Source organism: Caballeronia sp. LZ043, from assembly GCF_031451075.1.
Classification (GTDB): domain Bacteria; phylum Pseudomonadota; class Gammaproteobacteria; order Burkholderiales; family Burkholderiaceae; genus Caballeronia.
Genome location: NZ_JARUXT010000001.1, coordinates 1,879,734 through 1,905,806, shown reverse-complemented (window position 1 = coordinate 1,905,806; position 26,073 = coordinate 1,879,734). Strand labels below are relative to the sequence as shown.

Sequence of the window (26,073 nt, the reverse complement as noted above, 5' to 3'; positions counted from 1 at the left end):
TCTTTGACGACTGCTTGCTTGAATCGTGCGCTGTGCTTGCTCATGAAAAAACACCCCAAATCGTTGGACTGGTGTCCAACTTTTGGGGTGCAGTTCACGAGAGGGCTTTTTTCGTTGCTCGTGCGCAAACGGCAGGCGCTCAGAACATGTTGCGCCGGTCCGGATCATGCAGCGGATCAGGCGTTTTCTGTGTCATGCGCAGGATGCCCTGATCGTCGAAATAGAAGTTGTACATCAGGTACCAGATGTTCGCCTCCATGTAGCGATAAGTCCAGACCTGGCGTTTCATCAACGGGAAGTACGAGGTTTCGACCGGCCGGCCGAAATTCAGCAGCACATCCGCCTTCGTCCAGGTGCCGATCTGCGCCTTGTAGAACTCGTTCTCGTCGAGCACCTGGCGCACGCTGACGATTTTCCCCGAACTGTCGATGTCGGCAGCCGTCGTGAACTCGCCGAGCGGCTGCGTCGGCCACATCAGGCGCTTGCCGCCGCTGGGCAGGTCGTAGACTTCGCGCGGCGGGCCGAGGCGCGCGGTGATCGTGGATGCATCCGCGCCCGCCTGATAGTTCTGCCACGGCTGGGCGCAGGCGGACAGCAGGAGCGCGGCGCCCGCGCCCGCCAACAGGGCGCGCAGGCGAAAGAGGGGATACGACATGGCAAGCCTCCGGCATGTGGAGATCCTCTCGATGGCGAGGATCGTTCATTCGATCTTTTCCGTGATTCTGACATGCGCGGACGCCGAATCACGCTCCGCGACGCTGCGGCATCCGGGCCGATCTGTCGGCAATGGCGCACCCGCGGCGCACTTGCGCGGCGCGGGCGCGGGGGCCTATGATCCGCGCTTTCAGCGAATGGGCGGCAGGCATGAAGAATCGAATCGGCGCGCGCGGGGCGCGATGGCTGTGCGTGGCGGCGTGGGTGATCGGGGCTCAGGCGGCAAGCGCCGCCGGCCCCGCGCCGATCAAGCTCGCGATGATCGAGGGCATGTCCGGGCCGTTCGCCAACGCCGGGGCGATGGTCGAGCGCAACCTGCAGTTCGGCGTCGAGCGGGTGAACGCGCAGGGCGGCGTCCAGCTCGCCGACGGCCGGCATCCGCTGCAACTGGTCGTGCTCGACGGCAAGGGCGGCAGCGAGGCGAGCCTGGTGCAACTGCGCGCGGCGATCGACGACGGCATCGGTTTCGTGATGCAGGGCAACAGTTCGGCGGTGGCGGCGGCGCTGGTGGCGGCGATCGACCGGCAAAACGCGCGCGATCCGCAACATCGCGTGCTGTTCCTCAACTACTCCGCCGACGACCCCGCGCTCACCAACGACGCCTGCAGTTTCTGGCACTTCCGCTTCGACGCCCATGCGGGCATGCGCATGGACGCGCTCGCGGACGCGCTGAAGGACGATCGCGCGCTCAGGAAGGTGTATGTGCTGAACCAGGACTACAGCTTCGGTCATGACGTGAGCCGCGAGGCGCAGCGCGCCTTGAGGGAGCGCCGGCCGGATATCGCAATCGCGGGCGACGAGTTTCATCCGATCGGCCGCGTCAAGGATTTCGCGCCCTACATCGCGAAAATCCGCGCGAGCGGGGCGGACGCGGTCATCACCGGCAACTGGGGCAACGATCTCACGCTGCTCGTCAAGGCCGCGCGCGAACAAGGCCTCGACACCAAGTTCTACACTTTCTACGGCAACAGCCTGGGCGCGCCGGGCGCGCTCGGCGACGCCGGCGTGAAGCGGGTGATTGCGGTGGCGGACTGGCATCCGAACGTGGGCGGCGCGGCATCGGATGCGTACTACCGCGCGTTCCGCACGCGCTATCCCGCGGCCGCCGACGACTATCTGGTCGCCCGCATGCCGCTGATGGTGGAAATGCTGGCCGTCGCGATGAGACGCGCGGGCAGCGCCGATCCGCTGGCGGTGGCGCGTGCGCTGGAAGGCATGCAGTTCGACGGCGAGGGCTTCCATCCGTCGACGATGCGCGCCGCCGATCACCAGCTGATCCAGCCCCTGTATGTCATGGAGATGGACCGCGCCGGCACGGCGGGTGTGAAGCTGGACAACGAGGGCTCGGGCTACGGTTTCCGGACGCTGCTCGCCATCCCGGCTGACAAGACCGCCCAGCCGACCACCTGCCGTATGACACGCCCTGACCGGTGAGGGTCGTGGGCGGCGCGCGCCTGTGCTATACTCCGCGCTTCGCCTTCAGTCGGCCTTCCCTTACCAGCAGGCCAGCACGAAGACGAAGCGAAACATGAAACCCGTAACCCCACGGCACGGCCTTTCTTCCGTGACCGCCTGTCTGTATCAAAGGAAAAGCAAATGTCCGTAGCAGAAATCAAGAAATCCGACATCGTCGCCGAATACGCGCGCGGCGCCAACGACACCGGCTCCCCCGAAGTGCAAGTCGCACTGCTCACGAGCCGCATCAACGAACTCACTTCCCACTTCAAATCGCACTCGAAGGATCACCACAGCCGCCGCGGTCTGCTGCGCATGGTGAGCCGTCGCCGCAAGCTGCTCGACTACCTGAAGGGCAAGGATGCGGACCGCTACCGCTCGCTGATCGAGAAGCTGGGTCTGCGCAAGTAATTGGCGCATATGTGGCTTCATAGCCGCCTTTGAAACAGAGTGCCTGTGTCAGTCCGCTGATACAGGCACTTTGTTTTTGTACGGTCTGGCGATGAAGTGGTGTTCGATCGCTTAACCGCGCGCGACACATCCAGGATGATTTCGGCAGTACACATGCTTTACCCGGATGCTCCATCCGGTTCGACACCCGGTCCGGCCTCGCGGCAGAGCTTTGTGTCATTCCAGCGCGGCACGCCGCGCGATCGAGGCGCGACGTACCGCGCTGGAATGGCATAACACACCTCTTACGCGCGGCTTGGGATCGTCCCGCCAGCGTCAAGGGACGCTGGCGCAACGTATAAGGAGTGGAAATGTTCAATAAGATCGTCAAGGAATTCAAGTGGGGCCAGCATAACGTCCGTCTCGAAACGGGCGAGATCGCCCGTCAGGCGAGCGGCGCCGTGATCGTCGACGTGGAAGACACCGTGGTGCTGGCCACCGTCGTCGGCGCGAAGAGCGCCAAGCCGGGTCAGGACTTCTTTCCGCTGACCGTCGATTACCTCGAGAAGACCTACGCTGCCGGCAAGATCCCGGGCGGCTTCTTCCGCCGCGAAGGCCGTCCGTCGGAAGGCGAAACGCTGATTTCGCGCCTGATCGACCGTCCGCTGCGCCCGCTCTTCCCGGAAGGTTTCTATAACGAAGTGCAGGTCGTGATCCACGTCCTGTCGCTGAACCCGGAAATCCCCGCCGACATCCCCGCGCTGATCGGCGCCTCCGCCGCGCTCGCCGTGTCGGGCCTGCCGTTCAACGGTCCGGTCGGCGCCGCGCGCGTCGCCTACATCAACGACGAGTATGTGCTGAACCCGACGCGCCCGCAGATGAAGGAATCGGCGCTGGACCTGGTGGTCGCGGGCACGGAACGCGCGGTGCTGATGGTCGAATCCGAAGCCCAGCAGCTGTCCGAAGAAGTCATGCTCGGCGCGGTGGTGTTCGGCCACGAGCAGATGCAGACGGCCATCGACGCCATTCACGAACTCGTGCGCGAAGGCGGCAAGCCGGAGTGGGACTGGGCGCCGGCGCCGAAGAACGAAGCGCTGATCGCGCGCGTCACCGAAATCGCGAAGCCGGAACTCGAAGCCGCTTACCAGCTGCGCGACAAGTCGGCGCGCTCGGCCAAGCTGAAGGAAGTGTACGCAGCGGCCTCGGCGAAACTGGAACAGGATGCCGCTGCAAGCGGCACGGTGGCGGCCGACAAGGCCACCGTCGGCAACGTGCTGTTCGACATCGAAGCGAAGATCGTCCGCACGCAGATCCTGAATGGCGAGCCGCGCATCGACGGCCGCGACACGCGCACCGTCCGTCCGATCGAAATCCGCACGGGCGTCCTGCCGCGCACGCACGGCTCGGCGCTGTTCACGCGCGGCGAGACGCAGGCGCTGGTCGTGGCGACGCTCGGCACGAAGGGCGACGAGCAGAACATCGACGCGCTCGAAGGCGAATACCGCGAGCGCTTCATGCTCCACTACAACATGCCGCCGTTCGCGACGGGCGAAACGGGCCGCGTCGGCTCGCCGAAGCGTCGTGAAATCGGCCACGGCCGTCTGGCCAAGCGCGCGCTGGTCGCGTGCCTGCCGGGGCCGGACGAGTTCGGCTATTCCATTCGCGTGGTGTCGGAAATCACGGAATCGAACGGTTCGTCGTCGATGGCTTCGGTGTGCGGCGGCTGCCTCGCGCTGATGGACGCCGGCGTGCCGATGAAGGCACACGTCGCGGGCATCGCGATGGGCCTGATCCTCGAGGACAACAAGTTCGCCGTGCTGACCGACATCCTCGGCGACGAAGATCACCTCGGCGACATGGACTTCAAGGTGGCCGGCACGGCGCAAGGCGTGACCGCGCTGCAGATGGACATCAAGATCCAGGGCATCACGAAGGAAATCATGCAGGTCGCGCTTGCGCAGGCGAAGGAAGGCCGCATGCACATCCTCGGCAAGATGACCGCGGCGGTGCCGAGCACGAACACGGAACTGTCGGACTACGCGCCGCGCATGATCACCATCAAGATCAATCCGGAGAAGATCCGCGACGTGATCGGCAAGGGCGGCTCGGTGATCCGCGCGCTGACGGAAGAAACCGGCACGACCATCGACATCTCCGACGACGGCGTCGTGACCATCGCGAGCACGTCGAGCGAAGGCATGGCCGAGGCGAAGAAGCGCATCGAGAACATCACGGCCGAAGTGGAAGTCGGCCAGATCTACGAAGGTCCGGTGCTCAAGCTGCTTGACTTCGGCGCGATCGTGAACATCCTGCCGGGCAAGGACGGTCTGCTGCACATCTCGGAGATCGTCAACGAGCGCGTGAAGGACATCAACGACTATCTGAAGGAAGGCCAGGTCGTGAAGGTCAAGGTCATCCAGACGGACGAGAAGGGCCGCGTGCGCCTGTCGGCGAAGGCTTTGCTGAACGAAGCCGCGCAACCCGCCCAACCCGCGGAACCGACGCAGCCGCAGCAGTAATGCGGTAATGTGTTGACGGCCGGCCGCATGCGCGAGCCGGCCGTTTTCTTGTCTGACGCGTGTCCGTGGCATGAGAGCGGATGCGCCGCCGGACTGGATCACAGTGTGACGTGCGAGTGCGGGAGTATCGATTGCTTCCGCGCGCACAGTGTCATCCGGTTCGAATCATTCCGAGCGCGATCACCGGTTCCAGGGGAGAGGTCATGAAAGCCATCGAAATCACCGAGTTTGGCGCGCCCGAAGTCTTGAAACTGGGCGAGCGGCCGCAGCCCGCGCCCGGCAAGAAGGAAGTGCTCATCAAGGTGTCGGCGTCGGGCGTGAACCGCCCGGATGTCCTGCAGCGCAAGGGCGCGTATGCACCGCCGCCGGGCGCGTCGGACCTGCCGGGACTGGAAGTGGCGGGGGAGATCGTCGATGGCGACTTCGATCCGAAGCACAATCCGTTCGGTCTGAAGAAGGGTGATCGCGTGTGTGCGCTGCTCGCGGGCGGCGGTTATGCCGAATACGCGGTCGCGCCGCTCGAACAATGTCTGCCGGTGCCGGCGGGCTTGTCCGACATCGAGGCTGCGTCGCTGCCGGAAACCTTCTTCACCGTGTGGAGCAACGTGTTCGAGCGTGCGCATCTCGGCGCGGGCGAGAACGGCGAGGAAGAGACGCTGCTGGTGCAGGGCGGGTCAAGCGGGATCGGCGTAACGGCTATCCAGATTGCGAAGGCGCTCGGGTTTCGCGTATTCGCGACGGCCGGCACCGATGAAAAATGCCGCGCGTGCGAAGCGCTCGGCGCGGAGCGGGCGATCAACTACAAGACGGAAGATTTCGTCGAAGTGGTGAAGTCGCTGACCAACGACCGTGGCGTCGACGTGATTCTCGACATGGTGGCCGGCGACTATCTGCCGCGCGAACTCAAGGCGCTCGCCGACGGCGGCCGTGTCTGCGTAATCGCGCTGCTCGGCGGCTCGAAGGCGGAAATCAATCTGAATGACATCTTGCGGCGCCGGCTGGTCGTCACCGGTTCGACGCTGCGGCCGCGTCCGGTCGCGTTCAAGGCGAAGCTCGCGGCGAAGTTGAAGGAACGCGTGTGGCCGGAGATCGAGGCGGGACGCATCAAGCCGGTCATCCATCAGGTGTTTCCGGCCGCTGAAGCCGCGGCCGCGCACGCGCTGATGGAAAGCAGCACGCATGTCGGCAAGATCATGCTCGACTGGCGCGACGCTTCCTGACGTGAGGTTCCGCAACGTGCCGAGGATGCAAGGCACTTTTGCCGGTTTGACCGGTTTCGTCGGATCACAGTAAAATCGCCTGTTTTATAAATGGTTTTCCATTTATAAAAGCTTTCTTCCAATTACAGACAGCGCGGCTGCTCCGCATCAGGCAGCAAGCCGCCGATCGACGAGACTTATGTCCACACAACGAGCGAAACTGGTGGTTGGCAACTGGAAGATGCACGGTCGCATCAGCGAGAACGCGGCCCTGCTGACCGAAGTCGCCGCCGGAGCATCGGCTTTGCAGAAGGACGTGCGCGTGGGCGTGTGCGTACCGTGCCCTTATCTCGCGCAATCGCAGGCGCTGCTGGGCGGATCCGTGGTGAAGTGGGGCGTGCAGGATGTGTCGGCGCATGCCGGCGGCGCCTACACCGGCGAAGTCGCTGCGGAAATGGCCGTGGATTTCGGCGTCACGTATGCAATCGTGGGTCATTCGGAGCGTCGCGCGTATCATCGCGAAAGCCCGGAACTCGTCGGCGCGAAAACGCTGCGCGCGCTCGAAGCGGGTCTCACGCCCATCGTCTGTGTCGGCGAAACGCTGGAAGAGCGCGAGTCGGGCGCGACCGAGCAGGTCATCGGTACGCAGCTGGACGCCGTTCTGGCGCTGCTGAGCGAAGAGCAGGCGGCGGGCATCGTGGTCGCTTATGAGCCGGTCTGGGCCATCGGCACCGGCAAGACCGCGCAGCCGGAACAGGCGCAGGCGGTTCATGCGTTCCTGCGTCGCAAGCTGCAGGAGAAGGGCGCAGCAGTGGCCAACGCGTTGCTGCTGTACGGCGGCAGCGTCAAGCCGGACAATGCGCGGGAATTGTTTGCACAAGGCGACATCGACGGCGGCCTGATCGGCGGCGCATCGTTGAAGTCGAAGGATTTTCTGGCGATCTGCCAGGCCGCGCAAACCGCCTTGCAATAAGGTGTTCGCAAGCGGTCAGCACGCAGGGCAGATCAGGGAAGCACATTGAGACACGCAAGTGTCACTGAAACATCAGGAATCGGGTGAGTTGAAATGCTGTATTTGAAGACATTGATTATCGTCGTCCAGTTATTGTCGGCGCTGGGCGTTATCGGACTGGTGCTGCTGCAGCACGGCAAGGGCGCCGACATGGGCGCGGCATTCGGCAGCGGTTCGTCGGGCAGCCTGTTCGGCGCAACCGGATCAGCGAATTTCCTTTCGCGTACGACGGCCGTCCTCGCCGCCGTGTTCTTCGTGACGACGCTGGCGCTGACCTATCTCGGCAGCTACAAGCCGCAGGCGTCCGCGGGTCTGCTGGGTGACGCACCGGTGGCCGCTTCGGCTGCGGTTCCGGCCTCGGGCGCGGCTTCCACGCCGGCTGCTTCGGGTGCTGCACCTGCTGCCGCTTCGTCCGCGCCAGGCAACGACGTACCGAAATAATCGGCTCGAACGCCAAAACAAATTTCTCGCGAAATCTGCATTTTGTGCGTTGAACAATTCCGAAGGGCCAGTTATAATTCAAGTCTTGAAGCGATTCGCGGCAATTAAGAAGTAGTTTTCCCGGATTGCAGTACAGTGCCGACGTGGTGAAATTGGTAGACACGCTATCTTGAGGGGGTAGTGGCGAAAGCTGTGCGAGTTCGAGTCTCGCCGTCGGCACCAAAGTTATCCAATGCCAGCCGCATGCATCGCTTCGGCTGGCATTGTCACTTCTGGAGTACCCTTACGGTTCTGAAGCGGTGCTGCTCGCCGTGAGGCGACTGTCACAGTGTGCTGATATCGTGAGCGGTCCCAAGTGAATCCCCTGCCGGGTGGTTTGTCCCGGCTGAGGCGCTCAATCAATAACAGACCATCTCTACCGAACAGAGGATAGCCTTGAACCTCGCACCCTATTACCCCGTCTTCTTGTTTCTTCTGGTGGGCCTTGGTTTAGGTATAGCGTTGGTCAGCATTGGCAAGATCCTCGGTCCCAACAAGCCCGACACCGAAAAAAACGCGCCTTACGAGTGCGGCTTCGAAGCGTTCGAAGACGCGCGGATGAAGTTCGATGTGCGTTACTATCTCGTCGCAATTCTTTTCATCATTTTCGACCTTGAGACTGCGTTCCTGTTTCCGTGGGGTGTGTCCCTGCGCGAGATCGGCTGGCCGGGCTTCATCGCGATGATGATTTTCCTGCTCGAATTTTTGCTCGGCTTCGCCTACATCTGGAGAAAGGGCGGGCTCGACTGGGAATGACGGTTAGATCACCGGATTCATGGGCGGCTTTGGCTGGCAGCTCATCTGGAGTGGACAAGAAATGAGTATCGAAGGGGTCTTGAAGGAAGGCTTTGTCACCACCACGGCTGACAAGCTGATCAACTGGACGCGCACCGGCTCGCTGTGGCCGATGACGTTCGGCCTCGCCTGCTGCGCGGTCGAGATGATGCACGCGGGTGCGGCCCGCTATGACCTGGACCGCTTCGGCGTCGTGTTCCGCCCGAGTCCGCGTCAGTCCGACGTCATGATCGTCGCCGGGACGCTGTGCAACAAGATGGCGCCCGCGCTGCGCAAGGTGTACGACCAGATGGCCGAGCCGCGCTGGGTCATCTCCATGGGCTCGTGCGCGAACGGCGGCGGCTACTACCACTATTCGTATTCCGTCGTGCGCGGTTGCGACCGGATCGTGCCGGTGGATGTCTACGTCCCCGGCTGTCCTCCGACCGCCGAAGCGCTGGTCTACGGCGTGATCCAGTTGCAGGCGAAGATTCGCCGCACCAACACCATCGCCCGTAGTTAAGGGCCTGAGTCTCCCCAACTATGGCAAGCAAACTCGAGACCCTCAAAGCGAACCTCGAGACGGCGTTTGGCGGCCGTCTCCAGAGCATTACGGAGTCGCTCGGGCAAGTGACGATCGTCGTCAAGGCGCCGAACTATCTGGAAGTCTGCAAGCAGCTGCGCGATGATCCGTCGCTGCGCTTCGAGCAGCTCATGGACCTCTCCGGCGTGGACTATTCCACCTACGGCGACGGCGCCTACGACGGCCCGCGCTTCGCCGCCGTCAGCCATCTGCTTTCCGTTTCGAACAACTGGCGCGTGCGTGTGCGCGTGTTCGCCCCGGACGACGAAGTGCCCATCGTGCCTTCGGTGGTCGACATCTGGACCTCGGCGAACTGGTACGAGCGCGAAGCGTTCGACCTCTACGGCATCGTGTTCGAAGGCCACCCCGACCTGCGCCGCATCCTGACGGACTATGGCTTCATCGGTCATCCGTTCCGCAAGGACTTCCCGGTGTCCGGCTACGTGGAAATGCGCTACGACCCGGAAGAGAAGCGCGTGGTGTATCAGCCTGTGACGATCGAACCGCGCGAAATCACGCCGCGCGTGATTCGCGAAGATCGCTATGGCGGTCTGAAACATTAAGAGAACGCCATGGCAGAGATCAAGAACTACACGCTGAATTTCGGCCCGCAGCACCCGGCAGCGCACGGCGTGCTGCGCCTCGTGCTCGAACTCGACGGCGAAGTGATCCAGCGCGCGGACCCGCACATCGGTCTGCTGCATCGCGCGACCGAGAAGCTCGCCGAAACCAAGACCTTCATCCAGTCCGTGCCGTACATGGACCGTCTCGACTACGTGTCGATGATGGTCAACGAGCATGGCTATGTGATGGCGATCGAGAAGCTGCTGGGCATCGACGTCCCGGTGCGCGCCAAGTACATCCGCGTGCTGTTCGACGAAATCACGCGCGTGCTGAACCACCTGATGTGGATCGGCTCGCACGCGCTCGACGTCGGTGCGATGGCGGTGTTCCTGTACGCGTTCCGCGAGCGCGAAGACCTGATGGACGTCTACGAGGCGGTGTCCGGCGCGCGCATGCACGCGGCGTACTATCGCCCGGGCGGTGTCTATCGCGACCTGCCGGACGCGATGCCGCAATACAAGGCATCGAAGATCCGCAACGCGAAGGCCCTCGACAGGATGAACGAGAACCGCCAGGGCTCGTTGCTTGACTTCATCGAAGACTTCTTCAACCGTTTCCCGGGTTGCGTCGACGAGTACGAAACGCTCCTCACCGACAACCGCATCTGGAAGCAGCGTCTCGTGGGCATCGGCGTGGTGAGCCCGGAGCGCGCGCTGCAGATGGGCCTGTCCGGCGCGATGCTGCGCGGCTCGGGCATCGAGTGGGATCTGCGCAAGAAGCAGCCGTACGAAGTGTATGACCAGCTGGACTTCGACATTCCCGTCGGCGTGAACGGCGATTGCTACGACCGCTATCTGGTGCGCGTGGAAGAAATGCGCCAGTCGGTCCGCATCGCCAAACAGTGCATTGCGTGGCTGCGCAAGAATCCCGGCCCTGTGATGGTCGATAATCACAAGGTTGCGCCGCCGTCGCGCGTCGGCATGAAGAGCAACATGGAAGAGCTGATTCACCACTTCAAGCTCTTCACCGAAGGTTTCCACGTGCCGGAAGGCGAGACGTACGCGGCCGTGGAGCACCCGAAGGGCGAGTTCGGCATCTATCTGATCTCGGACGGCGCCAACAAGCCGTATCGTCTCAAGATTCGCGCGCCGGGCTATGCGCATCTCGCATCGCTCGACGAAATGGCGCGCGGCCACATGATCGCCGACGCCGTGACGATCATCGGTACGCAGGACATCGTGTTCGGCGAGATCGATCGCTGATCTCCCTTGCCGCGTGAGCGGCGCGCTCATCGAGCCGCCGCGCATGAAAACGCGAGTGCAATAACAGGAATCCGCGGGAACGCCAGGTCTGCCGCAACGTGAAGGGCGCGGCGGGTTTTCGTTCGGTAGGAATTGAAAGAGTCGTGTCTGAAAATGATCTCAGCTGAAGGCCTGAAAGAAATCGATCGCGCAGTCGCGAAATATCCCGCCGAGCAAAAGCAGTCGGCGGTGATGGCGGCGCTCGCGGTCGCCCAGGAAGAGCATGGTTGGCTCTCGCCCGAACTCATGCAGTTCGTGGCGGACTACCTGAGCATGCCGCCTGTCGCCGTGCAGGAAGTCGCGACGTTCTACACGATGTACGAGCTCAGGCCGGTCGGCAAGCACAAGGTCACGCTCTGCACGAACCTGCCTTGCCAGCTCGGGCCGGACGGCGGTTCCGACAGCGCGGCCGAGTATCTGAAGCAGAAGCTGGGAATCGATTTCGGCGAAACCACAGCCGACGGCAAGTTCACGCTGAAGGAAGGCGAGTGCTTCGGCGCGTGCGGCGACGCACCGGTGATGCTCGTGAACAACCATCGCATGTGCAGCTTCATGAGCCGCGAGAAGATCGACCAGTTGCTCGAGGAACTTTCGAAATGACGTCACTCCACGATCGGCACATCAAGCCGCTGATCCTCGCCGGCCTCAATGGCGAGAACTGGCATCTCGAAGACTACGTCACGCGCGGCGGCTACAAGCAGCTGCGCCGCATCCTGGAAGAGAAGATCCCGCCGGAGCAGGTGATCGCCGACGTCAAGGCGTCGGGTCTGCGCGGCCGCGGCGGCGCGGGCTTCCCGACCGGCCTGAAGTGGAGCTTCATGCCGCGTCAGTTCCCGGGCCAGAAGTATCTCGTCTGCAATTCGGACGAAGGCGAACCGGGCACGTTCAAGGACCGCGACATCCTGCGCTGGAACCCGCATTCGCTGATCGAAGGCATGGCCATCGGCGCGTACGCGATGGGCATCACGGTCGGCTACAACTACATTCACGGCGAGATCTTCGAGGTCTACCGCGTGTTCGAGGCCGCGCTGGAAGAAGCGCGCCAGGCCGGTTATCTCGGCGCGAACATCCTGGGCTCGGGCTTCTCGTTTGAACTGTATGCGCATCATGGCTATGGCGCGTACATCTGCGGCGAAGAAACCGCGCTGCTCGAATCGCTGGAAGGCAAGAAGGGCCAGCCGCGCTTCAAGCCGCCGTTCCCGGCGAGCTTCGGCGTGTATGGCAAGCCGACCACGATCAACAACACCGAGACCTTCGCGGCCGTGCCGTTCCTGCTGGAAATCGGCCCGCAGAATTACCTCGAGCTCGGCAAGCCGAACAATGGCGGCACGAAGATCTTCTCCGTCTCGGGCGACGTGAATCGTCCGGGCAACTACGAGATTCCGCTCGGCACGCCGTTCTCGAAGCTGATGGAACTGGCTGGCGGCGTGCGCGGCGAGAAGATCAAGGCGGTGATTCCGGGCGGATCGTCGGCGCCGGTGGTGCCGGGCGACATGATGCTCGCCACCGACATGGACTACGATTCCATCGCCAAGGCCGGCTCCATGCTGGGCTCGGGCGCGGTGATCGTGATGAACGAAACGCGCTGCATGGTGCGCTCGCTGCTGCGTCTGTCGTACTTCTACTATGAAGAGTCGTGCGGCCAGTGCACGCCGTGCCGCGAAGGCACCGGCTGGCTGTATCGCGTGGTGCATCGCATCGAGCACGGGCTGGGCCGCAAGGAAGATCTGGATCTGCTGAACTCGGTCGCCGAGAACATCATGGGCCGCACCATCTGCGCGCTGGGCGACGCAGCGGCGATGCCCGTGCGCGGCATGCTCAAGCACTTCTGGGACGAATTCGAATATCACGTCGAGCACAAGCACTGTGTTGTCGGCGGACATGCGCACGCGCCGTCCGAAGCGCTGACCGCGTAATCAGGCGCGCAGTCAGATGCGCGAGACAAGAGGTTGAGGACCATTCCCCATCATGGTTGAACTAGAAATTGACGGCAAGACGGTCGAGGTGCCCGAAGGCAGCATGGTGATCCAGGCTGCGCACAAGGTCGACACGTACATTCCTCACTTCTGCTATCACAAGAAGCTTTCGATCGCGGCGAACTGCCGTATGTGCCTGGTCGAGATCGAAAAGATGCCGAAGGCCGTGCCGGCCTGCGCGACGCCCGTGTCGAACGGCATGGTCGTGCGCACGACCTCCGACAAGGCCGTGAAGGCCCAGCAGTCGGTGATGGAATTCCTGCTGATCAACCACCCGCTCGACTGCCCGATCTGCGATCAGGGCGGCGAATGCCAGCTGCAGGATCTGGCCGTCGGTTACGGCAAGTCGCAGTCGCGCTACAGCGAAGAAAAGCGCGTGGTGTTCCACAAGAACGTCGGTCCGCTCATCTCGATGGAAGAGATGTCGCGCTGCATCCATTGCACGCGCTGCGTGCGCTTCGGCCAGGAAGTGGCCGGCGTGATGGAGCTCGGCATGCTGGGCCGCGGCGAGCATTCGGAAATCACGTCCTTCGTCGGCAAGACGGTTGACTCGGAACTGTCGGGCAACATGATCGACCTGTGCCCGGTCGGCGCGCTCACCAGCAAGCCGTTCCGCTACAGCGCGCGGACGTGGGAACTGTCGCGCCGCAAGTCGGTGAGCCCGCATGATTCCGTCGGCGCGAACCTGGTGGTGCAGGTGAAGAACAACCGCGTGATGCGCGTTCTGCCGATGGAAAACGAAGCCATCAACGAATGCTGGATCTCGGACAAGGACCGCTTCTCGTACGAAGGCCTGAACAGCGAAGAACGTCTCACCACGCCGATGCTCAAGCAAGGCGGCAAGTGGATCGAAACCGACTGGCAGACCGCGCTCGAATACGTGGCGAAGGGCCTGAAGGGCATCCAGGCGGACCATGGCGCGAACGCCATCGCCGCACTGGCCACGCCGCACAGCACGGTCGAGGAACTGCACCTGCTGAAGGCGCTGGCTGAAGGCGTCGGTACGCCGAACGTGGACTTCCGTCTGCGTCAGCATGATTTCTCGGCGCCGGTCGGCGTCGGCGCACCGTGGCTCGGCACGAAGATCGCCGATCTGTCGTTGATCGACACGGCTTTCGTGATCGGCTCGTTCCTGCGCCGCGATCATCCGCTGTTCGCCGCGCGCCTGCGTCAGGCCGCGAAGAGCGGCGCGAAGATCACCTTCCTCAACGCCAGCAACGACGACTCGCTGATCCCGACCGCGCATCGCCTGGTCGCGGCGCCGTCGGCGTGGCTCGATCAACTTGCGGGCATCGCGGCAGCCGTGGCGGAAGCGCGCGGCATCGCACTGCCGGACGCGTTCGCGGGCCGTGAAGTATCGGCGGCGGCGAAGGACGTGGCGGCATCGCTGTCGGCGGGCGAACAGCGCGTCGTGCTGCTGGGCAACGTCGCGGTCCAGCATCCGGACTTCGCACAGATCCAGGCGGCTGCGCAGTGGATCGCCGACAACACCGGCGCCACGCTCGGCTTCCTCACGGAAGGCGCGAACTCGGTCGGCGCGTATCTCGTCGATGCGGTGCCGGGCGAGGGCGGTCTCAATGCCCGCGAAGTGTTTGAACAGCCGCGCAAGGGCTACGTGCTGCTGCACGCCGAGCCGGAATTCGACACGGCCAATCCGGCGCAGGCCATTGCCGCGCTGAAGGCTGCGGAAATGGTTGTCGTGATGTCGCCGTTCAAGCACGGCATGGACTACGCAGACGTGCTGCTGCCGGTCGCGCCGCACACGGAAACCTCGGGCACCTTCGTCAACGCGGAAGGTACGGCCCAGTCGTTCAACGGCGTCGTGCGCGCGCTGGGCGACACGCGTCCGGGCTGGAAGGTTCTGCGCGTGCTGGGCACGATCCTGGGCCTGTCGGGCTTCGAATTCGATACGGCTGAAGAAGTGCGCGTCGCGGCGCTCGGTACGGGCGACCTGACCGCGCGTCTGTCGAACAAGAACTCGGTGGCGGCAACGCGTGCTGCGTCGAACGTCGCGCTGAACGGCAGCGGCCTGCAGCGTCTCGCCGATGTGCCGATCTATCACGCCGACGCACTCGTGCGCCGCGCCCCGTCGCTGCATCTGACGGCGGCTGCGCGTGACGCGAACGTCGCGGGCCTGCCGACCGCGCTGTTCGACAAGCTCGGCCTCAAGGACGGCGAAGCGGTGCGCATCAAGCAGGGCAACCTGTCGGTGACGCTGCCGGCGGTCCGCGATGCGAACCTGGCGGAATCGGTGGTCCGCGTGTCCGCGGGCACGACGGCTGGCGCCGCGCTCGGCGGCCTGTTCGGTGAACTGGTAGTGGAGAAGGCGTAAATGGGCTTGTTCGATACGATCAACGCAGGCGGCACGCAGCTTCTCGGCGTCGCATGGCCGACGGTGTGGGCGGTGGTCCGCATCCTGGTGGTTTCGGTGGTCATCCTGCTGTGCGTGGCGTACCTGATTCTCTGGGAACGCAAGCTCATCGGCTGGATGCACGTGCGTCTTGGCCCGAACCGTGTCGGTCCCGCCGGTCTGCTGCAGCCGATCGCGGACGTGCTGAAGCTTCTGCTGAAGGAAGTGATTCAGCCGACCGCCGCCAGCAAGTGGATCTACATGATCGCGCCGATCATGACCGTGGTGCCTGCGTTCGCGGTATGGGCGGTGATCCCGTTCCAGGCGAAGGCGGTGCTGGGCGACATCAACGCGGGTCTGCTGTACGTGATGGCGATCTCGTCGATCGGCGTGTACGGCGTGATCCTGGCGGGCTGGGCGTCGAACTCGAAGTACGCGTTCCTCGGCGCGATGCGCGCGGCGGCGCAGATGGTGTCCTACGAAATCTCGATGGGCTTCGCGCTCGTCGTGGTGCTGATGGTGGCCGGCACGCTGAACATGTCGGACATCGTGCACTCGCAGCAGCGCGGCATGTTCGCGGGCTGGGGCGTCAACTTCCTGTCGTGGAACTGGCTGCCGCTCCTGCCGATGTTCGTCGTGTACTTCATCTCGGGCATTGCTGAAACGAACCGTCACCCCTTCGACGTGGTGGAAGGCGAATCGGAAATCGTCGCGGGCCACATGATCGATTACTCCGGCATGGCGTTCGCGCTGTTCTTCCTGGCCGAGTACATCAACATGATCGTGATCTCGGCCATCGCGACGACGCTGTTCCTCGGCGGCTGGGATGCGCCGTTCGGCTTCCTGTCGTTCATTCCGGGCGTATTCTGGTTCGCCTTCAAGGTTTTCCTGCTGCTGTCGGTGTTCATCTGGGCGCGCGCGACGTTTCCGCGTTACCGCTACGACCAGATCATGCGTCTGGGTTGGAAGGTGTTCCTGCCGGTGTCGGTGATCTGGGTGGTCGTGGTCGGTTTCTGGATCATGTCGCCGCTCAACATCTGGAAGTAGTCGGACGAAGCCAGCAAAAGAGCGCAGGACAAGAGCGGACCAAATCATCATGAACGCAATTCAGAACTTCTTCAAAACCTTCTTCCTGACCGAGCTGCTGAAGGGTCTGGCGCTGACGGGCCGTTACACGTTCCAGCGCAAGATCACGGTGCAGTTCCCGGAAGAAAAGACCCCGATCTCGCCGCGTTTCCGCGGCCTGCACGCGCTGCGCCGTTATGAGAACGGCGAAGAGCGCTGCATCGCCTGCAAGCTGTGCGAAGCGGTCTGCCCGGCCATGGCGATCACGATCGAATCGGAAACGCGCGCGGACAATACGCGCCGCACGACGCGCTATGACATCGACCTGACCAAGTGCATCTTCTGCGGTTTCTGCGAAGAGAGCTGCCCGGTCGATTCAATCGTCGAGACGCACATCCTCGAGTATCACGGCGAGAAGCGCGGCGACCTGTACTTCACGAAGGACATGCTGCTCGCGGTCGGCGACCGTTACGAGAACGAGATTGCCGCGTCGAAGGCGGCGGACGCGCCGTATCGTTGATCAATTTGTTGCAAACGCAGTGGCTCGCAGTTGCTGTTCGGCACATGCGGCGTGCGCGCGGGGCGGACCGTCCCGGCGCCGACACACCATGCCTGATGATGGCCTAACGATGAACCGGTAATCATGGAATTCACAACCGTACTGTTCTATATCTTCGCGCTGCTGCTGGTCGTCTCCGCGCTGAAGGTGATCACCTCGCGCAACCCGGTGTCGTCCGCGCTGTTCCTCGTGCTCGCGTTCTTCAACGCGGCCGCGATCTGGATGCTGCTGCAGGCGGAATTCCTCGCGATCCTGCTGGTGCTCGTGTACGTGGGCGCGGTGATGGTGCTGTTCCTGTTCGTGGTGATGATGCTCGACATCAACATCGATGTCCTGCGCCGCGACTTCAAGCGCTTCGTGCCGCTCGCGAGCATCGTCGGCGCGATCATCGTGGTGGAAACCGCGCTGATCCTGTGGCACGGCTTCGGCGCGACCACCACGCCGCTGCGCGACGCATCCGCCGGCGCAGGCGTGTCGGGCGCCGCGGTGATGTCGAACACGCAGCTGATCGGCAAGGTCATCTACACCGACTACATCTTCGCCTTCGAAGTGGCGGGCCTCGTGCTGCTGGTCGCGATCATCGCGGCCATCTCGCTGACGATCCGCGACAAGAAGGACAAGAAGACGCAAACCGTCAGCCAGCAGGTCAAGGTGCGCGCGCAGGATCGCGTGCGCATCGTGAAGATGAAGTCCGAAACGGAGGCGCCCGATGCCGCCACGGAACCCGCGGTGACCGGCAACATTGGCGCGGGCGCGGTCGACAACAAGGGCTGAGCGGAAGGAGATAACCAGAAAATGTTGAGTCTTGCCCATTACCTCGTGCTCGGTGCGATCCTGTTTGCGATCAGCATCGTCGGCATCTTCCTGAACCGCCGCAACGTCATCATCATCCTGATGGCGATCGAACTGATGCTGCTCGCGGTGAACACCAATTTCGTCGCGTTCTCGCACTATCTCGGCGACGTGCACGGCCAGATCTTCGTGTTCTTCGTGCTGACCGTCGCCGCCGCCGAAGCTGCAATCGGCCTGGCGATTCTCGTGACCCTGTTCCGTAGCCTCGACACGATCAACGTCGAGGACCTCGATCAGCTCAAAGGTTAATTTCAGGCAAGGCTGTTATGTCCACGACACTCAATGAAAACCTCCTGCTCGCGGTTCCGCTGGCGCCGCTTGCCGGCTCGCTGATCGCAGGGCTGTTCGGGAAAGCGGTGGGGCGCAAGGGCGCGCACAGCGTGACCATTCTCGGCGTCTTCATTTCCCTCGTTCTGTCGGTGCTCGTCTTCAACGACGTGATGCACGGCGCGAGCTTCAACGCCACCATCTACGAATGGATGAACGTCGGCCCGCTGAAGATGGAAGTCGGCTTCCTGGTCGATTCGCTGACGGCCATGATGATGGTCATCGTGACCTTCGTCTCGCTGATGGTGCACATCTACACGATCGGCTACATGGCGGACGAGGAAGTGGGCTACGAGCGCTTCTTCTCGTACATCTCGCTGTTCACGTTCTCGATGCTGATGCTCGTGATGAGCAACAACTTCCTGCAGCTGTTCTTCGGCTGGGAAGCGGTGGGCCTGGTGTCGTACCTGCTGATCGGCTTCTACTTCACGCGTGAGAGCGCGATCTACGCCAACATGAAGGCGTTCATCGTGAACCGCGTGGGCGACTTCGGCTTCCTGCTGGGCATCGGCCTGCTGCTCGCGTTCTCGGGTTCGCTCAACTACGGCGAGGTCTTTGCGCAGAGCGACAAGCTCGCCACCCTGGCCTTCCCGGGCACGCACTGGGGCCTGCTGACGGTCGCCTGCATCTGCCTGTTCATCGGCGCGATGGGCAAGTCCGCGCAGTTCCCGCTGCACGTGTGGCTGCCGGATTCGATGGAAGGCCCGACGCCGATCTCCGCGCTGATTCACGCGGCAACCATGGTGACGGCCGGCATCTTCATGGTGACGCGCATGTCGCCGCTGTTCGAGCATTCGGACGCCGCGCTGTCGTTCGTCACGGTCATCGGCGCGATCACTGCGCTGTTCATGGGCTTCCTCGGCGTCGTGCAGAACGACATCAAGCGCGTGGTCGCGTATTCCACGCTGTCGCAGCTGGGCTACATGACGGTCGCGCTGGGCGTCTCGGCGTATCCGGTCGCGGTGTTCCACCTCGGCACGCACGCGTTCTTCAAGGCGCTGCTGTTCCTCGGCGCGGGTTCGGTCATCATCGGCATGCACCACGACCAGGACATGCGCAACATGGGCGGCCTCGCCAAGTACATGCCGGTCACGTGGATCACGTCGCTGATCGGGTCGCTGGCGCTGATCGGCACGCCGTTCTTCTCGGGCTTCTACTCGAAGGATTCGATCATCGAAGCCGTGAAGTACTCGCATCTGGCGGGCTCGGGCTTCGCGTACTTCGCGGTGGTGGCCAGCGTGTTCGTCACGTCGCTGTACTCGTTCCGCATGTATTTCATGGTGTTCCATGGTCCGGAGCGCTTCCGCGGTCCGAAGCATCCCGACTCGCCGATGGGCCAGGCCGAAGCGCATGGGCATGGTCATGACGATCATGGCCACGACGATCACGGCCATGGCCACGGTCCGCACATCCCGCACGAAAGCCCGTGGGTGGTGACGCTGCCGCTCATCCTGCTGGCGATCCCGTCGATCATCATCGGCGCGATCATGATCGGCCCGATGATCTACGGCGACTTCTTCTCGCACGGCGTGGTGTTCGACAAGGTGATCTTCATCGGCGAGAACCATGAAGGCCTGAAGGAAATGGCCGAAGAGTTCCACGGCTGGGTCGCGATGGCGATTCACGGCATCGTGACGCCGGGCCCGGTTTGGCTCGCGGCGCTGGGCGTGATCGTCGCGTGGTTCTTCTACATGAAGCGCCCGGACCTGCCGGCAGTCGTTGCGCGCACGTTCCGTCCGATCTACGTGCTGCTCGACAACAAGTATTACTGCGACAAGATCAACGAGGTCGTGTTCGCGAAGGGCGCGGTGGCACTGGGCCGCGGCCTGTGGAAAGAGGGCGATGTGGTCGTCATCGACGGCATCGTCAACGGCAGCGCGCGGTTCATGGGCTGGTTCGCCGGCGTGATCCGCTTCCTCCAATCCGGCTACATCTACCACTACGCGTTCGCCATGATTATCGGCATGTTGGGGCTCTTGACCCTGTTTGTGACGCTCGGCGGCAAATAAGGCGAGGGACTCCATGCACTCTTTTCCGATTCTCAGTGTCGCGATCTGGCTGCCGATCATCTTCGGTCTGCTGGTGCTCGCGGTAGGCAACGACCAGAACCCGGCGCCCGCGCGCTGGGTGGCGCTGATCGGCGCGGTGCTCGGGCTGATCGTCACGATCCCGCTCATCACCGGCTTCGACAATTCGACCGCCGCGCTTCAGTTCGTCGAGCAGGCGAACTGGATCGAACGTTTCAACATCACGTATCACCTGGGCGTGGACGGCATCTCGATGTGGTTCGTCGTCTTGACGGCGCTCATCACGGTGATCGTCGTGATCGCCGGCTGGGAAGTGATCACCGAGCGCGTGTCGCAGTACATGGCCGCGTTCCTGATTCTCTCGGGCATCATGATCGGCGTGTTCTCGACGGCGGACGGCCTGCTGTTCTACGTGTTCTTCGAGGCCACGCTGATTCCGATGTACATCATCATCGGCGTGTGGGGCGGCCCGAACCGCGTCTATGCGGCGTTCAAGTTCTTCCTGTACACGCTGGCCGGTTCGCTGCTGATGCTGGTCGCGCTGCTGTACCTGTACACGAAGACCGGCACGTTCGACCTCGCCACGTGGCACGCGGTGAAGCTCGACATGACGCCACAGGTGCTGTTGTTCATCGCGTTCTTCCTGGCTTTTGCCGTGAAGGTGCCGATGTTCCCGGTCCACACCTGGCTGCCGGACGCGCACGTGGAAGCGCCGACGGGCGGCTCGGTCGTGCTGGCGGCGATCATGCTGAAGCTGGGCGCCTACGGTTTCCTGCGCTTCTCGCTGCCGATCGCGCCGGATGCCAGCCACTTCCTCGCGCCGGTGGTGATCACGCTGTCGCTGATCGCGGTGATCTACATCGGCCTGGTCGCGATGGTGCAGGCCGACATGAAGAAGCTGGTCGCGTATTCGTCGATCGCGCACATGGGCTTCGTCACGCTCGGGTTCTTCATGTTCGGTCCGTCGAGCCAGCTCGGCGTGGAAGGCGCGATCATCCAGATGATCTCGCACGGCTTCGTGTCGGGCGCGATGTTCCTGTCCATCGGCGTGCTGTATGACCGCGTGCACTCGCGCCAGATCGCGGATTACGGCGGCGTCGTCAACACAATGCCGAAGTTCGCGGCGTTCGTGATGCTGTTCGCGATGGCCAACTGCGGCCTGCCGGGCACCTCGGGTTTCGTCGGCGAGTTCATGGTGATTCTGGCGGCGGTGAAGTACAACTTCTGGATCGCCTTCCTGGCCACCTTCACGCTGATCCTGGGCGCGGCCTACACGCTGTGGATGTACAAGCGCGTGTATTTCGGCGCGGTTGCGAACGACCACGTCGCCAAGCTCAAGGACATCAACAAGCGCGAATTCCTGATGCTGACCGTGCTCGCGGTGTTCACGCTTTACATGGGCCTGCATCCGAAGCCCTTCACCGACGTGATGCACGCGTCGGTGGCAAACCTGCTCTCCCACGTCGCGCAGTCCAAGCTGCCGCTGGCCCAGTAACGGCGTGCGGAGGAACTAATAGATCATGCAAAACGCCCCTATGAGCATTCTCTGGCCCGACGCGCTCCTGATGGCTGCGGTCGTCGTGGCCTGGCTGAACGATACGATCTTCGGACCGAAGAGCCGCGGCACCACGTATCTGATCGCGCTCGTCTCGACGATCGTGATCGGCGTGTGGTTCGCCTTCACGGCGCTCGACCCGACGCCGCATTACTTCTTCACGCGCATGTACATCGTCGATCCGTTCGCGAGCGCGATGAAGGCAGTGGTGTGCCTGGGCTACGCCGTATCGATCATCTATTCGAAGAAGTACCTCGAAGATCGCGACCTGTTCCGCGGCGACTTCTTCCTGCTCGGCCTGTTTTCGCTGCTGGGCCAGTGCGTGATGATCTCGGGCAACAACTTCCTGACGCTGTATCTCGGCCTTGAACTGATGTCGCTGTCGCTGTATGCGGTCATCGCGTTGCGCAAGGATGCGCCGCAGTCGAACGAGTCGGCCATGAAGTACTACGTGCTCGGCGCGCTCGCATCCGGCTTCCTGCTCTACGGCATCTCGATGCTGTACGGCGCGACCGGTTCGCTCGAACTGAACGAAGTGCTGAAGGCAGTGGCGTCCGGCCATATCAACGACGCGGTCCTGCTGTTCGGCGTGATCTTCATCGTGGCAGGCGTGGCCTTCAAGATGGGCGCGGTGCCGTTCCACATGTGGGTGCCTGACGTCTACCAGGGCGCGCCGACGGCCATGACCATGCTCACCGGCGGCGGCCCGAAGGTCGCGGCGTTCGCGTGGGGCTTGCGCTTCCTTGTAATGGCGCTGCTGCCGCTCGCCGTGGACTGGCAGGAAATGCTGGTGATCCTCGCGGCGCTCTCGCTGATCGTGGGCAACATCACCGGTATCGTGCAGAAGAACATCAAGCGGATGCTGGCGTACTCGGCCATCTCGAACATGGGCTTCGTGCTGCTCGGCCTGCTGTCGGGGGTCGTCGACGGCAAGCTCACGGGCGCAGCCGGCGCGTACAGCTCGGCGATGTTCTACAGCATCATCTATCTGATCACGACGCTCGGTTCGTTCGGCGTGGTCATGCTGCTGGCGCGTCGCGACTTCGAAGCCGAGATGCTCGACGACTTCAAGGGTCTTAACCAGCGTAGCCCGGTCTTCGCGTTCGTCATGATGATCATGATGTTCTCGCTGGCAGGCATTCCGCCGACGGTCGGCTTCTATGCGAAGCTCGCCGTGCTCGAAGCCACGATGAACGCCGGCCTGACCTGGCTCGCCGTGCTGGCCGTGCTGACGTCCCTGGTGGGTGCGTTCTACTACCTGCGCGTCGTGAAGCTGATGTACTTCGATGCACCGCAAGACCACGCGCCCATCGTCTCGGGCGGCCTCAACCGTTCGCTGCTGACGTTGAACGGCCTCGCCGTGCTGGTGCTCGGCCTGGTGCCGGGTCCGCTGATGTCGGCTTGCCTGACGGCCATCTCGCATACGCTGTCGCTGTAATGTCGGCTGCAGGCTGGTTCATCGTGTTGTTGGCGTTCGTGTGCGCCAACCTGCCGTTCCTGAATCAGCGCCTCTTCGCCGTGGTGCCGCTGCCGCTCCCCGCAGCGGCGGCGCACAAGGCGGCGAAGAAGAGCGCGTGGATCCGGATCGGCGAGCTTGTGATTCTCTACTTCGTCGTCGGCGCGCTCGGCTTCATGCTCGAAGCGCGCGCCGGCAACCGTTTCGATCAGGGATGGCAGTTCTATGCCATCACCTTCAGTCTGTTCGTGGTGTTCGCTTTTCCGGGCTTCACGTACCAGTACCTCGTCAAACGCCGCTGACGGCTTCATGCCGTTAGCGGCCTGTTCGCTTCCAACGCACAGGTTTCCAGATGGCAGATCAACGTTCCTTTCCCGCCGGCGATGAAGGCCTTGTCGAGAAGAAGGTCGACAGCGTCACGCTCCACGAAGGCAAGTTCCTCACGCTCAAGCGCGATACCGTCGAATTGCCCGACGGCAAGCATGCGACGCGCGAGTTCGTCGAGCATCCCGGTGCGGTGATGATCCTGCCGGTCTTCGACGACGGTCGCGTGCTGCTGGAACGGCAGTTTCGTTATCCGGTGGGACGCGTGCTGCTGGAGTTCCCGGCAGGCAAGCTCGATCCGAACGAAAGCGAGCTGAACTGCGCCAAGCGCGAACTTCAGGAAGAGACGGGTTATACGGCGCGCGAGTGGACCTTCCTGACGCGCATCCATCCGGTGATTTCGTACTCGACCGAGTTCATCGACATCTATCTGGCGCGCGGTCTCGTCGAGGGCGATGCCCGGCTCGACGAAGGCGAGTTCCTCGAAACCTTCATCGCCGATGAAGCGCAACTGATGAACTGGGTGAAGGACGGCAGCATCAGCGACGTGAAGACGATCATCGGCGTGTTCTGGCTTGAGAAGATCCGCTCGGGTGCATGGCAGCCTCGAGAACCGGCGCAGGACTAAGTCTCGCATTCAACAGACACAGGCGGCCCGCAGGCCGCCTGTGTCGTTTCCGGCCGTGCAAGGCAGCGCGCTGGCCGACCGGATAGAATGAACGACCGGCCCGATCCGGATATGATTTTTCGATTCCACTGCGTTTTAGTACGTTCGTTCATAAAGTCCGTGAACTGAGCTACACTCCATGAAGCGCGAATAGCATGAAGGTCCTCGATTTAAAGTGCGCGCACGATCACCGGTTTGAAGGCTGGTTCGCCTCCACGGAGGAGTTCGAGTCGCAACTGGCGCGCAAGCTGGTCGCCTGCCCGGTGTGTTCGGCGACCGAAGTCAGCCGTATGCCGTCTGCGCCGCGTCTGAATCTGTCGTCGGCGCGGAGTGAGGCAACGCAGAAGGCAGCAAACGCGCCCGTTGCAACTGACGTACAAGCCCGCGCGCTGCAGTTCATGCGCGAGCTGATGTCGAAGACCGAGAACGTGGGCGAGCGGTTTGCCGAGGAAGCGCGGCGCATTCATTACAACGAGGCGCCGGCGCGCAACATTCGCGGCGTCACGACGCCTGAAGATGCGCACGCGTTGCTCGAAGAAGGAATCGACATATTGCCGTTGCCTGTTCCGGACGCACTGAAGGAGCCGCTGCAGTAAGCATCGCGCGCGGTGTTCTCCATCATGGCCCGGATGCGGGTCATGAACTTTGCAGCGGACCGGAGATGCGCGGAAGCGCCCACTCCGGCCGGGTTCTGCACAGGACCGGAGACAAGCGCGCATGGACCTCAGCTACTCGCCTTCCGACGACGCCTTTCGCGTCGACATCCGCACCTGGCTCGACGCCAACCTCCCGCGCACGCTGCGCGACAAAGTCCTCCATCACAAGCGCCTGACGCGCGATGACTACCTCAGCTGGCACAAGCTGCTCGGTGCGCGCGGCTGGTCGGCTGTCGCGTGGCCCACGGAATATGGCGGCCCCGGCTGGAGCGTGACCCAGCGCCATATCTGGGACGAAGAGTGCGCCCGCGCGGGCGCGCCTTCAGTGCTGCCGTTCGGCGTGTCGATGGTCGCGCCGGTGCTGATGAAGTTCGGGAGCGTTGAGCAGCGGTCTTACTATCTGCCGCGCATTCTCGACGGCACCGACTGGTGGTGCCAGGGCTATTCGGAACCCGGCGCGGGCTCGGACCTCGCTTCGCTGCGCACACGCGCGGAACGGCGCGGCGATCACTACATCGTCAACGGCCAGAAGACCTGGACCACGCTCGCCCAGCACGCCGACATGATGTTCTGCCTCGTGCGCACCGACCCCGACGCGAAGAAGCAGGAAGGCATCTCGTTCCTGCTGATCGACATGAAGACGCCGGGCGTGACGGTGCGCCCGATCATCACCCTCGACGAAGATCACGAAGTCAACGAGGTCTTTTTCGAGGACGTGCAGGTGCCGGTGACGAACCGCGTCGGCGAAGAAAACCGCGGCTGGACCTATGCGAAGTATCTGCTCGGTCACGAGCGGACGGGCATCGCGCGAGTGGGGCAGTCGAAACGTGAATTGCAGTTCCTGAAGCGGCTGGCGCTCGATCGCACCCAAGGCGGGAAGCCGCTGCTGCATGATCCGTTGTTCGCCGCCAAGGTGGCCGCGCTCGAAATCGAGCTGATGGCGCTCGAAGTGACGGTGCAGCGCGTGGTGGCGAGCGAGGCGGGCGGGCAGGGGCCGAGGCCCGAGGCGTCGATGCTGAAGATCAAGGGCACGGAAGTGCAGCAGGCGCTGACGGAACTGATGGTCGAGGCCATCGGCCCGCAGGCAGCGGCCTTCGATCCCGCGTTTCTCGAAGGCGAACGCACCCACAGCCAAACCGGCGACGACGATGCCGCGCCGCTCGCCGCGTACTACTTCAACTTCCGCAAGACGTCGATCTACGGCGGTTCGAACGAGATTCAAAAGAACATCATCGCGCAGATGATCCTGGGACTCTGAGGAGCGGCGC

Annotated in this window: 25 protein-coding genes and 1 tRNA gene; 25 read left to right on the top strand and 1 reads right to left on the bottom strand. The window is 63.0% G+C overall.

Translation table 11 applies throughout. The features are described from left to right. Nucleotides 1-139: 139 nt before the first annotated feature. Nucleotides 140-655 (bottom strand): hypothetical protein, encoded by a 516-nt coding sequence (locus tag QCE64_RS08595; protein ID WP_309916913.1) that lies wholly within the window; start codon nt 653-655, stop codon nt 140-142. Nucleotides 656-864: 209 nt separating this feature from the next. On the opposite strand from QCE64_RS08595, the gene QCE64_RS08590 reads away from it, so the two are divergent. The 25 genes from QCE64_RS08590 to QCE64_RS08470 all read left to right on the top strand — a co-directional run bounded on the left by QCE64_RS08590 (nt 865) and on the right by QCE64_RS08470 (nt 26,063). Further along, nucleotides 865-2,148: a branched-chain amino acid ABC transporter substrate-binding protein gene (locus QCE64_RS08590; protein WP_310003442.1), complete on the top strand. Its 1,284-nt coding sequence runs from the start codon at nt 865-867 to the stop codon at nt 2,146-2,148. Between the two features lie 162 nt (nt 2,149-2,310). Then, nucleotides 2,311-2,580 (top strand): 30S ribosomal protein S15, encoded by a 270-nt coding sequence (gene rpsO, locus QCE64_RS08585; protein ID WP_309808735.1) that lies wholly within the window; start codon nt 2,311-2,313, stop codon nt 2,578-2,580. Between the two features lie 344 nt (nt 2,581-2,924). Next, the gene (gene pnp, locus QCE64_RS08580) at nt 2,925-5,078 is read left to right on the top strand and encodes a polyribonucleotide nucleotidyltransferase (protein WP_310003440.1); all 2,154 of its coding nucleotides are present in this window, start codon (nt 2,925-2,927) and stop codon (nt 5,076-5,078) included. A gap of 203 nt (nt 5,079-5,281) precedes the next feature. After that, complete coding sequence (locus QCE64_RS08575; protein WP_310003437.1) at nt 5,282-6,298, top strand: NAD(P)H-quinone oxidoreductase; 1,017 nt, start codon at nt 5,282-5,284, stop codon at nt 6,296-6,298. A 178-nt stretch (nt 6,299-6,476) separates the two neighbouring features. Next, the gene (gene tpiA / locus QCE64_RS08570; RefSeq protein WP_309916905.1) at nt 6,477-7,250 is read left to right on the top strand and encodes a triose-phosphate isomerase; all 774 of its coding nucleotides are present in this window, start codon (nt 6,477-6,479) and stop codon (nt 7,248-7,250) included. A gap of 93 nt (nt 7,251-7,343) precedes the next feature. Further along, complete coding sequence (gene secG / locus QCE64_RS08565; RefSeq protein WP_309930329.1) at nt 7,344-7,730, top strand: preprotein translocase subunit SecG; 387 nt, start codon at nt 7,344-7,346, stop codon at nt 7,728-7,730. 137 nt (nt 7,731-7,867) lie between these two features. Then, nucleotides 7,868-7,952: transfer RNA gene (locus QCE64_RS08560), tRNA-Leu, on the top strand. Nucleotides 7,953-8,165: 213 nt separating this feature from the next. Further along, the gene (locus tag QCE64_RS08555) at nt 8,166-8,525 is read left to right on the top strand and encodes an NADH-quinone oxidoreductase subunit A (RefSeq protein ID WP_309808724.1); all 360 of its coding nucleotides are present in this window, start codon (nt 8,166-8,168) and stop codon (nt 8,523-8,525) included. 61 nt (nt 8,526-8,586) lie between these two features. Further along, nucleotides 8,587-9,066, top strand: a complete 480-nt coding sequence (locus QCE64_RS08550) for an NADH-quinone oxidoreductase subunit B family protein (RefSeq protein ID WP_076786425.1) — start codon at nt 8,587-8,589, stop codon at nt 9,064-9,066. Between the two features lie 20 nt (nt 9,067-9,086). Further along, nucleotides 9,087-9,689: an NADH-quinone oxidoreductase subunit C gene (locus QCE64_RS08545; RefSeq protein ID WP_309916897.1), complete on the top strand. Its 603-nt coding sequence runs from the start codon at nt 9,087-9,089 to the stop codon at nt 9,687-9,689. Nucleotides 9,690-9,698: 9 nt separating this feature from the next. Next, complete coding sequence (locus QCE64_RS08540; RefSeq protein ID WP_309808716.1) at nt 9,699-10,952, top strand: NADH-quinone oxidoreductase subunit D; 1,254 nt, start codon at nt 9,699-9,701, stop codon at nt 10,950-10,952. Between the two features lie 153 nt (nt 10,953-11,105). After that, nucleotides 11,106-11,591, top strand: a complete 486-nt coding sequence (gene nuoE, locus QCE64_RS08535; protein ID WP_309916891.1) for an NADH-quinone oxidoreductase subunit NuoE — start codon at nt 11,106-11,108, stop codon at nt 11,589-11,591. Continuing rightward, a complete protein-coding gene (gene nuoF, locus QCE64_RS08530) occupies nt 11,588-12,907 on the top strand; it encodes an NADH-quinone oxidoreductase subunit NuoF (RefSeq protein WP_310003435.1) in 1,320 nt (439 codons plus the stop codon). The genes nuoE and nuoF overlap by 4 nt, the downstream gene beginning before the upstream one ends. Before the next feature lie 52 nt (nt 12,908-12,959). After that, complete coding sequence (gene nuoG / locus QCE64_RS08525; protein WP_310003433.1) at nt 12,960-15,299, top strand: NADH-quinone oxidoreductase subunit NuoG; 2,340 nt, start codon at nt 12,960-12,962, stop codon at nt 15,297-15,299. Continuing rightward, nucleotides 15,300-16,364, top strand: coding sequence for an NADH-quinone oxidoreductase subunit NuoH (gene nuoH / locus QCE64_RS08520; protein WP_309808709.1), 1,065 nt, complete (start codon nt 15,300-15,302; stop codon nt 16,362-16,364). Nucleotides 16,365-16,413: 49 nt separating this feature from the next. Next, complete coding sequence (gene nuoI, locus QCE64_RS08515) at nt 16,414-16,902, top strand: NADH-quinone oxidoreductase subunit NuoI (protein WP_016345650.1); 489 nt, start codon at nt 16,414-16,416, stop codon at nt 16,900-16,902. Between the two features lie 123 nt (nt 16,903-17,025). After that, nucleotides 17,026-17,715: an NADH-quinone oxidoreductase subunit J gene (locus tag QCE64_RS08510; protein WP_309916885.1), complete on the top strand. Its 690-nt coding sequence runs from the start codon at nt 17,026-17,028 to the stop codon at nt 17,713-17,715. Between the two features lie 21 nt (nt 17,716-17,736). Continuing rightward, on the top strand, nt 17,737-18,042 hold the full coding sequence (gene nuoK / locus QCE64_RS08505; protein ID WP_007588140.1) for an NADH-quinone oxidoreductase subunit NuoK: 306 nt from the start codon (nt 17,737-17,739) through the stop codon (nt 18,040-18,042). 17 nt (nt 18,043-18,059) lie between these two features. Beyond that, nucleotides 18,060-20,129, top strand: a complete 2,070-nt coding sequence (nuoL, locus tag QCE64_RS08500; RefSeq protein ID WP_309916882.1) for an NADH-quinone oxidoreductase subunit L — start codon at nt 18,060-18,062, stop codon at nt 20,127-20,129. 13 nt (nt 20,130-20,142) lie between these two features. Further along, nucleotides 20,143-21,642 (top strand): NADH-quinone oxidoreductase subunit M, encoded by a 1,500-nt coding sequence (locus QCE64_RS08495; protein ID WP_309808703.1) that lies wholly within the window; start codon nt 20,143-20,145, stop codon nt 21,640-21,642. Between the two features lie 25 nt (nt 21,643-21,667). Beyond that, the gene (gene nuoN, locus QCE64_RS08490; RefSeq protein ID WP_309808701.1) at nt 21,668-23,140 is read left to right on the top strand and encodes an NADH-quinone oxidoreductase subunit NuoN; all 1,473 of its coding nucleotides are present in this window, start codon (nt 21,668-21,670) and stop codon (nt 23,138-23,140) included. Next, nucleotides 23,140-23,460: a DUF2818 family protein gene (locus QCE64_RS08485; RefSeq protein WP_309916879.1), complete on the top strand. Its 321-nt coding sequence runs from the start codon at nt 23,140-23,142 to the stop codon at nt 23,458-23,460. The genes nuoN and QCE64_RS08485 overlap by 1 nt, the downstream gene beginning before the upstream one ends. Nucleotides 23,461-23,510: 50 nt before the next feature. Then, the gene (locus tag QCE64_RS08480) at nt 23,511-24,110 is read left to right on the top strand and encodes an NUDIX hydrolase (RefSeq protein ID WP_310003431.1); all 600 of its coding nucleotides are present in this window, start codon (nt 23,511-23,513) and stop codon (nt 24,108-24,110) included. 194 nt (nt 24,111-24,304) lie between these two features. Beyond that, nucleotides 24,305-24,745, top strand: coding sequence for a DUF1178 family protein (locus QCE64_RS08475; RefSeq protein WP_309930324.1), 441 nt, complete (start codon nt 24,305-24,307; stop codon nt 24,743-24,745). Between the two features lie 121 nt (nt 24,746-24,866). Further along, nucleotides 24,867-26,063 (top strand): acyl-CoA dehydrogenase family protein, encoded by a 1,197-nt coding sequence (locus QCE64_RS08470; protein ID WP_310003428.1) that lies wholly within the window; start codon nt 24,867-24,869, stop codon nt 26,061-26,063. The last annotated feature ends 10 nt before the right edge of the window (nt 26,064-26,073 follow it).

What these genes read in the sequence shown, in the direction of transcription:
- QCE64_RS08595 (WP_309916913.1), bottom strand. Translation starts at nt 655, where the DNA reads ATGTCGTATCCCCTCTTTCGCCTGCGCGCCCTGTTGGCGGGCGCGGGC.
- QCE64_RS08590 (WP_310003442.1), top strand. Translation starts at nt 865, where the DNA reads ATGAAGAATCGAATCGGCGCGCGCGGGGCGCGATGGCTGTGCGTGGCG.
- rpsO (WP_309808735.1), top strand. Translation starts at nt 2,311, where the DNA reads ATGTCCGTAGCAGAAATCAAGAAATCCGACATCGTCGCCGAATACGCG.
- QCE64_RS08575 (WP_310003437.1), top strand. Translation starts at nt 5,282, where the DNA reads ATGAAAGCCATCGAAATCACCGAGTTTGGCGCGCCCGAAGTCTTGAAA.
- tpiA (WP_309916905.1), top strand. Translation starts at nt 6,477, where the DNA reads ATGTCCACACAACGAGCGAAACTGGTGGTTGGCAACTGGAAGATGCAC.
- secG (WP_309930329.1), top strand. Translation starts at nt 7,344, where the DNA reads ATGCTGTATTTGAAGACATTGATTATCGTCGTCCAGTTATTGTCGGCG.
- QCE64_RS08550 (WP_076786425.1), top strand. Translation starts at nt 8,587, where the DNA reads ATGAGTATCGAAGGGGTCTTGAAGGAAGGCTTTGTCACCACCACGGCT.
- QCE64_RS08545 (WP_309916897.1), top strand. Translation starts at nt 9,087, where the DNA reads ATGGCAAGCAAACTCGAGACCCTCAAAGCGAACCTCGAGACGGCGTTT.
- QCE64_RS08540 (WP_309808716.1), top strand. Translation starts at nt 9,699, where the DNA reads ATGGCAGAGATCAAGAACTACACGCTGAATTTCGGCCCGCAGCACCCG.
- nuoE (WP_309916891.1), top strand. Translation starts at nt 11,106, where the DNA reads ATGATCTCAGCTGAAGGCCTGAAAGAAATCGATCGCGCAGTCGCGAAA.
- nuoF (WP_310003435.1), top strand. Translation starts at nt 11,588, where the DNA reads ATGACGTCACTCCACGATCGGCACATCAAGCCGCTGATCCTCGCCGGC.
- nuoG (WP_310003433.1), top strand. Translation starts at nt 12,960, where the DNA reads ATGGTTGAACTAGAAATTGACGGCAAGACGGTCGAGGTGCCCGAAGGC.
- nuoH (WP_309808709.1), top strand. Translation starts at nt 15,300, where the DNA reads ATGGGCTTGTTCGATACGATCAACGCAGGCGGCACGCAGCTTCTCGGC.
- nuoI (WP_016345650.1), top strand. Translation starts at nt 16,414, where the DNA reads ATGAACGCAATTCAGAACTTCTTCAAAACCTTCTTCCTGACCGAGCTG.
- QCE64_RS08510 (WP_309916885.1), top strand. Translation starts at nt 17,026, where the DNA reads ATGGAATTCACAACCGTACTGTTCTATATCTTCGCGCTGCTGCTGGTC.
- nuoK (WP_007588140.1), top strand. Translation starts at nt 17,737, where the DNA reads ATGTTGAGTCTTGCCCATTACCTCGTGCTCGGTGCGATCCTGTTTGCG.
- nuoL (WP_309916882.1), top strand. Translation starts at nt 18,060, where the DNA reads ATGTCCACGACACTCAATGAAAACCTCCTGCTCGCGGTTCCGCTGGCG.
- QCE64_RS08495 (WP_309808703.1), top strand. Translation starts at nt 20,143, where the DNA reads ATGCACTCTTTTCCGATTCTCAGTGTCGCGATCTGGCTGCCGATCATC.
- nuoN (WP_309808701.1), top strand. Translation starts at nt 21,668, where the DNA reads ATGCAAAACGCCCCTATGAGCATTCTCTGGCCCGACGCGCTCCTGATG.
- QCE64_RS08485 (WP_309916879.1), top strand. Translation starts at nt 23,140, where the DNA reads ATGTCGGCTGCAGGCTGGTTCATCGTGTTGTTGGCGTTCGTGTGCGCC.
- QCE64_RS08480 (WP_310003431.1), top strand. Translation starts at nt 23,511, where the DNA reads ATGGCAGATCAACGTTCCTTTCCCGCCGGCGATGAAGGCCTTGTCGAG.
- QCE64_RS08475 (WP_309930324.1), top strand. Translation starts at nt 24,305, where the DNA reads ATGAAGGTCCTCGATTTAAAGTGCGCGCACGATCACCGGTTTGAAGGC.
- QCE64_RS08470 (WP_310003428.1), top strand. Translation starts at nt 24,867, where the DNA reads ATGGACCTCAGCTACTCGCCTTCCGACGACGCCTTTCGCGTCGACATC.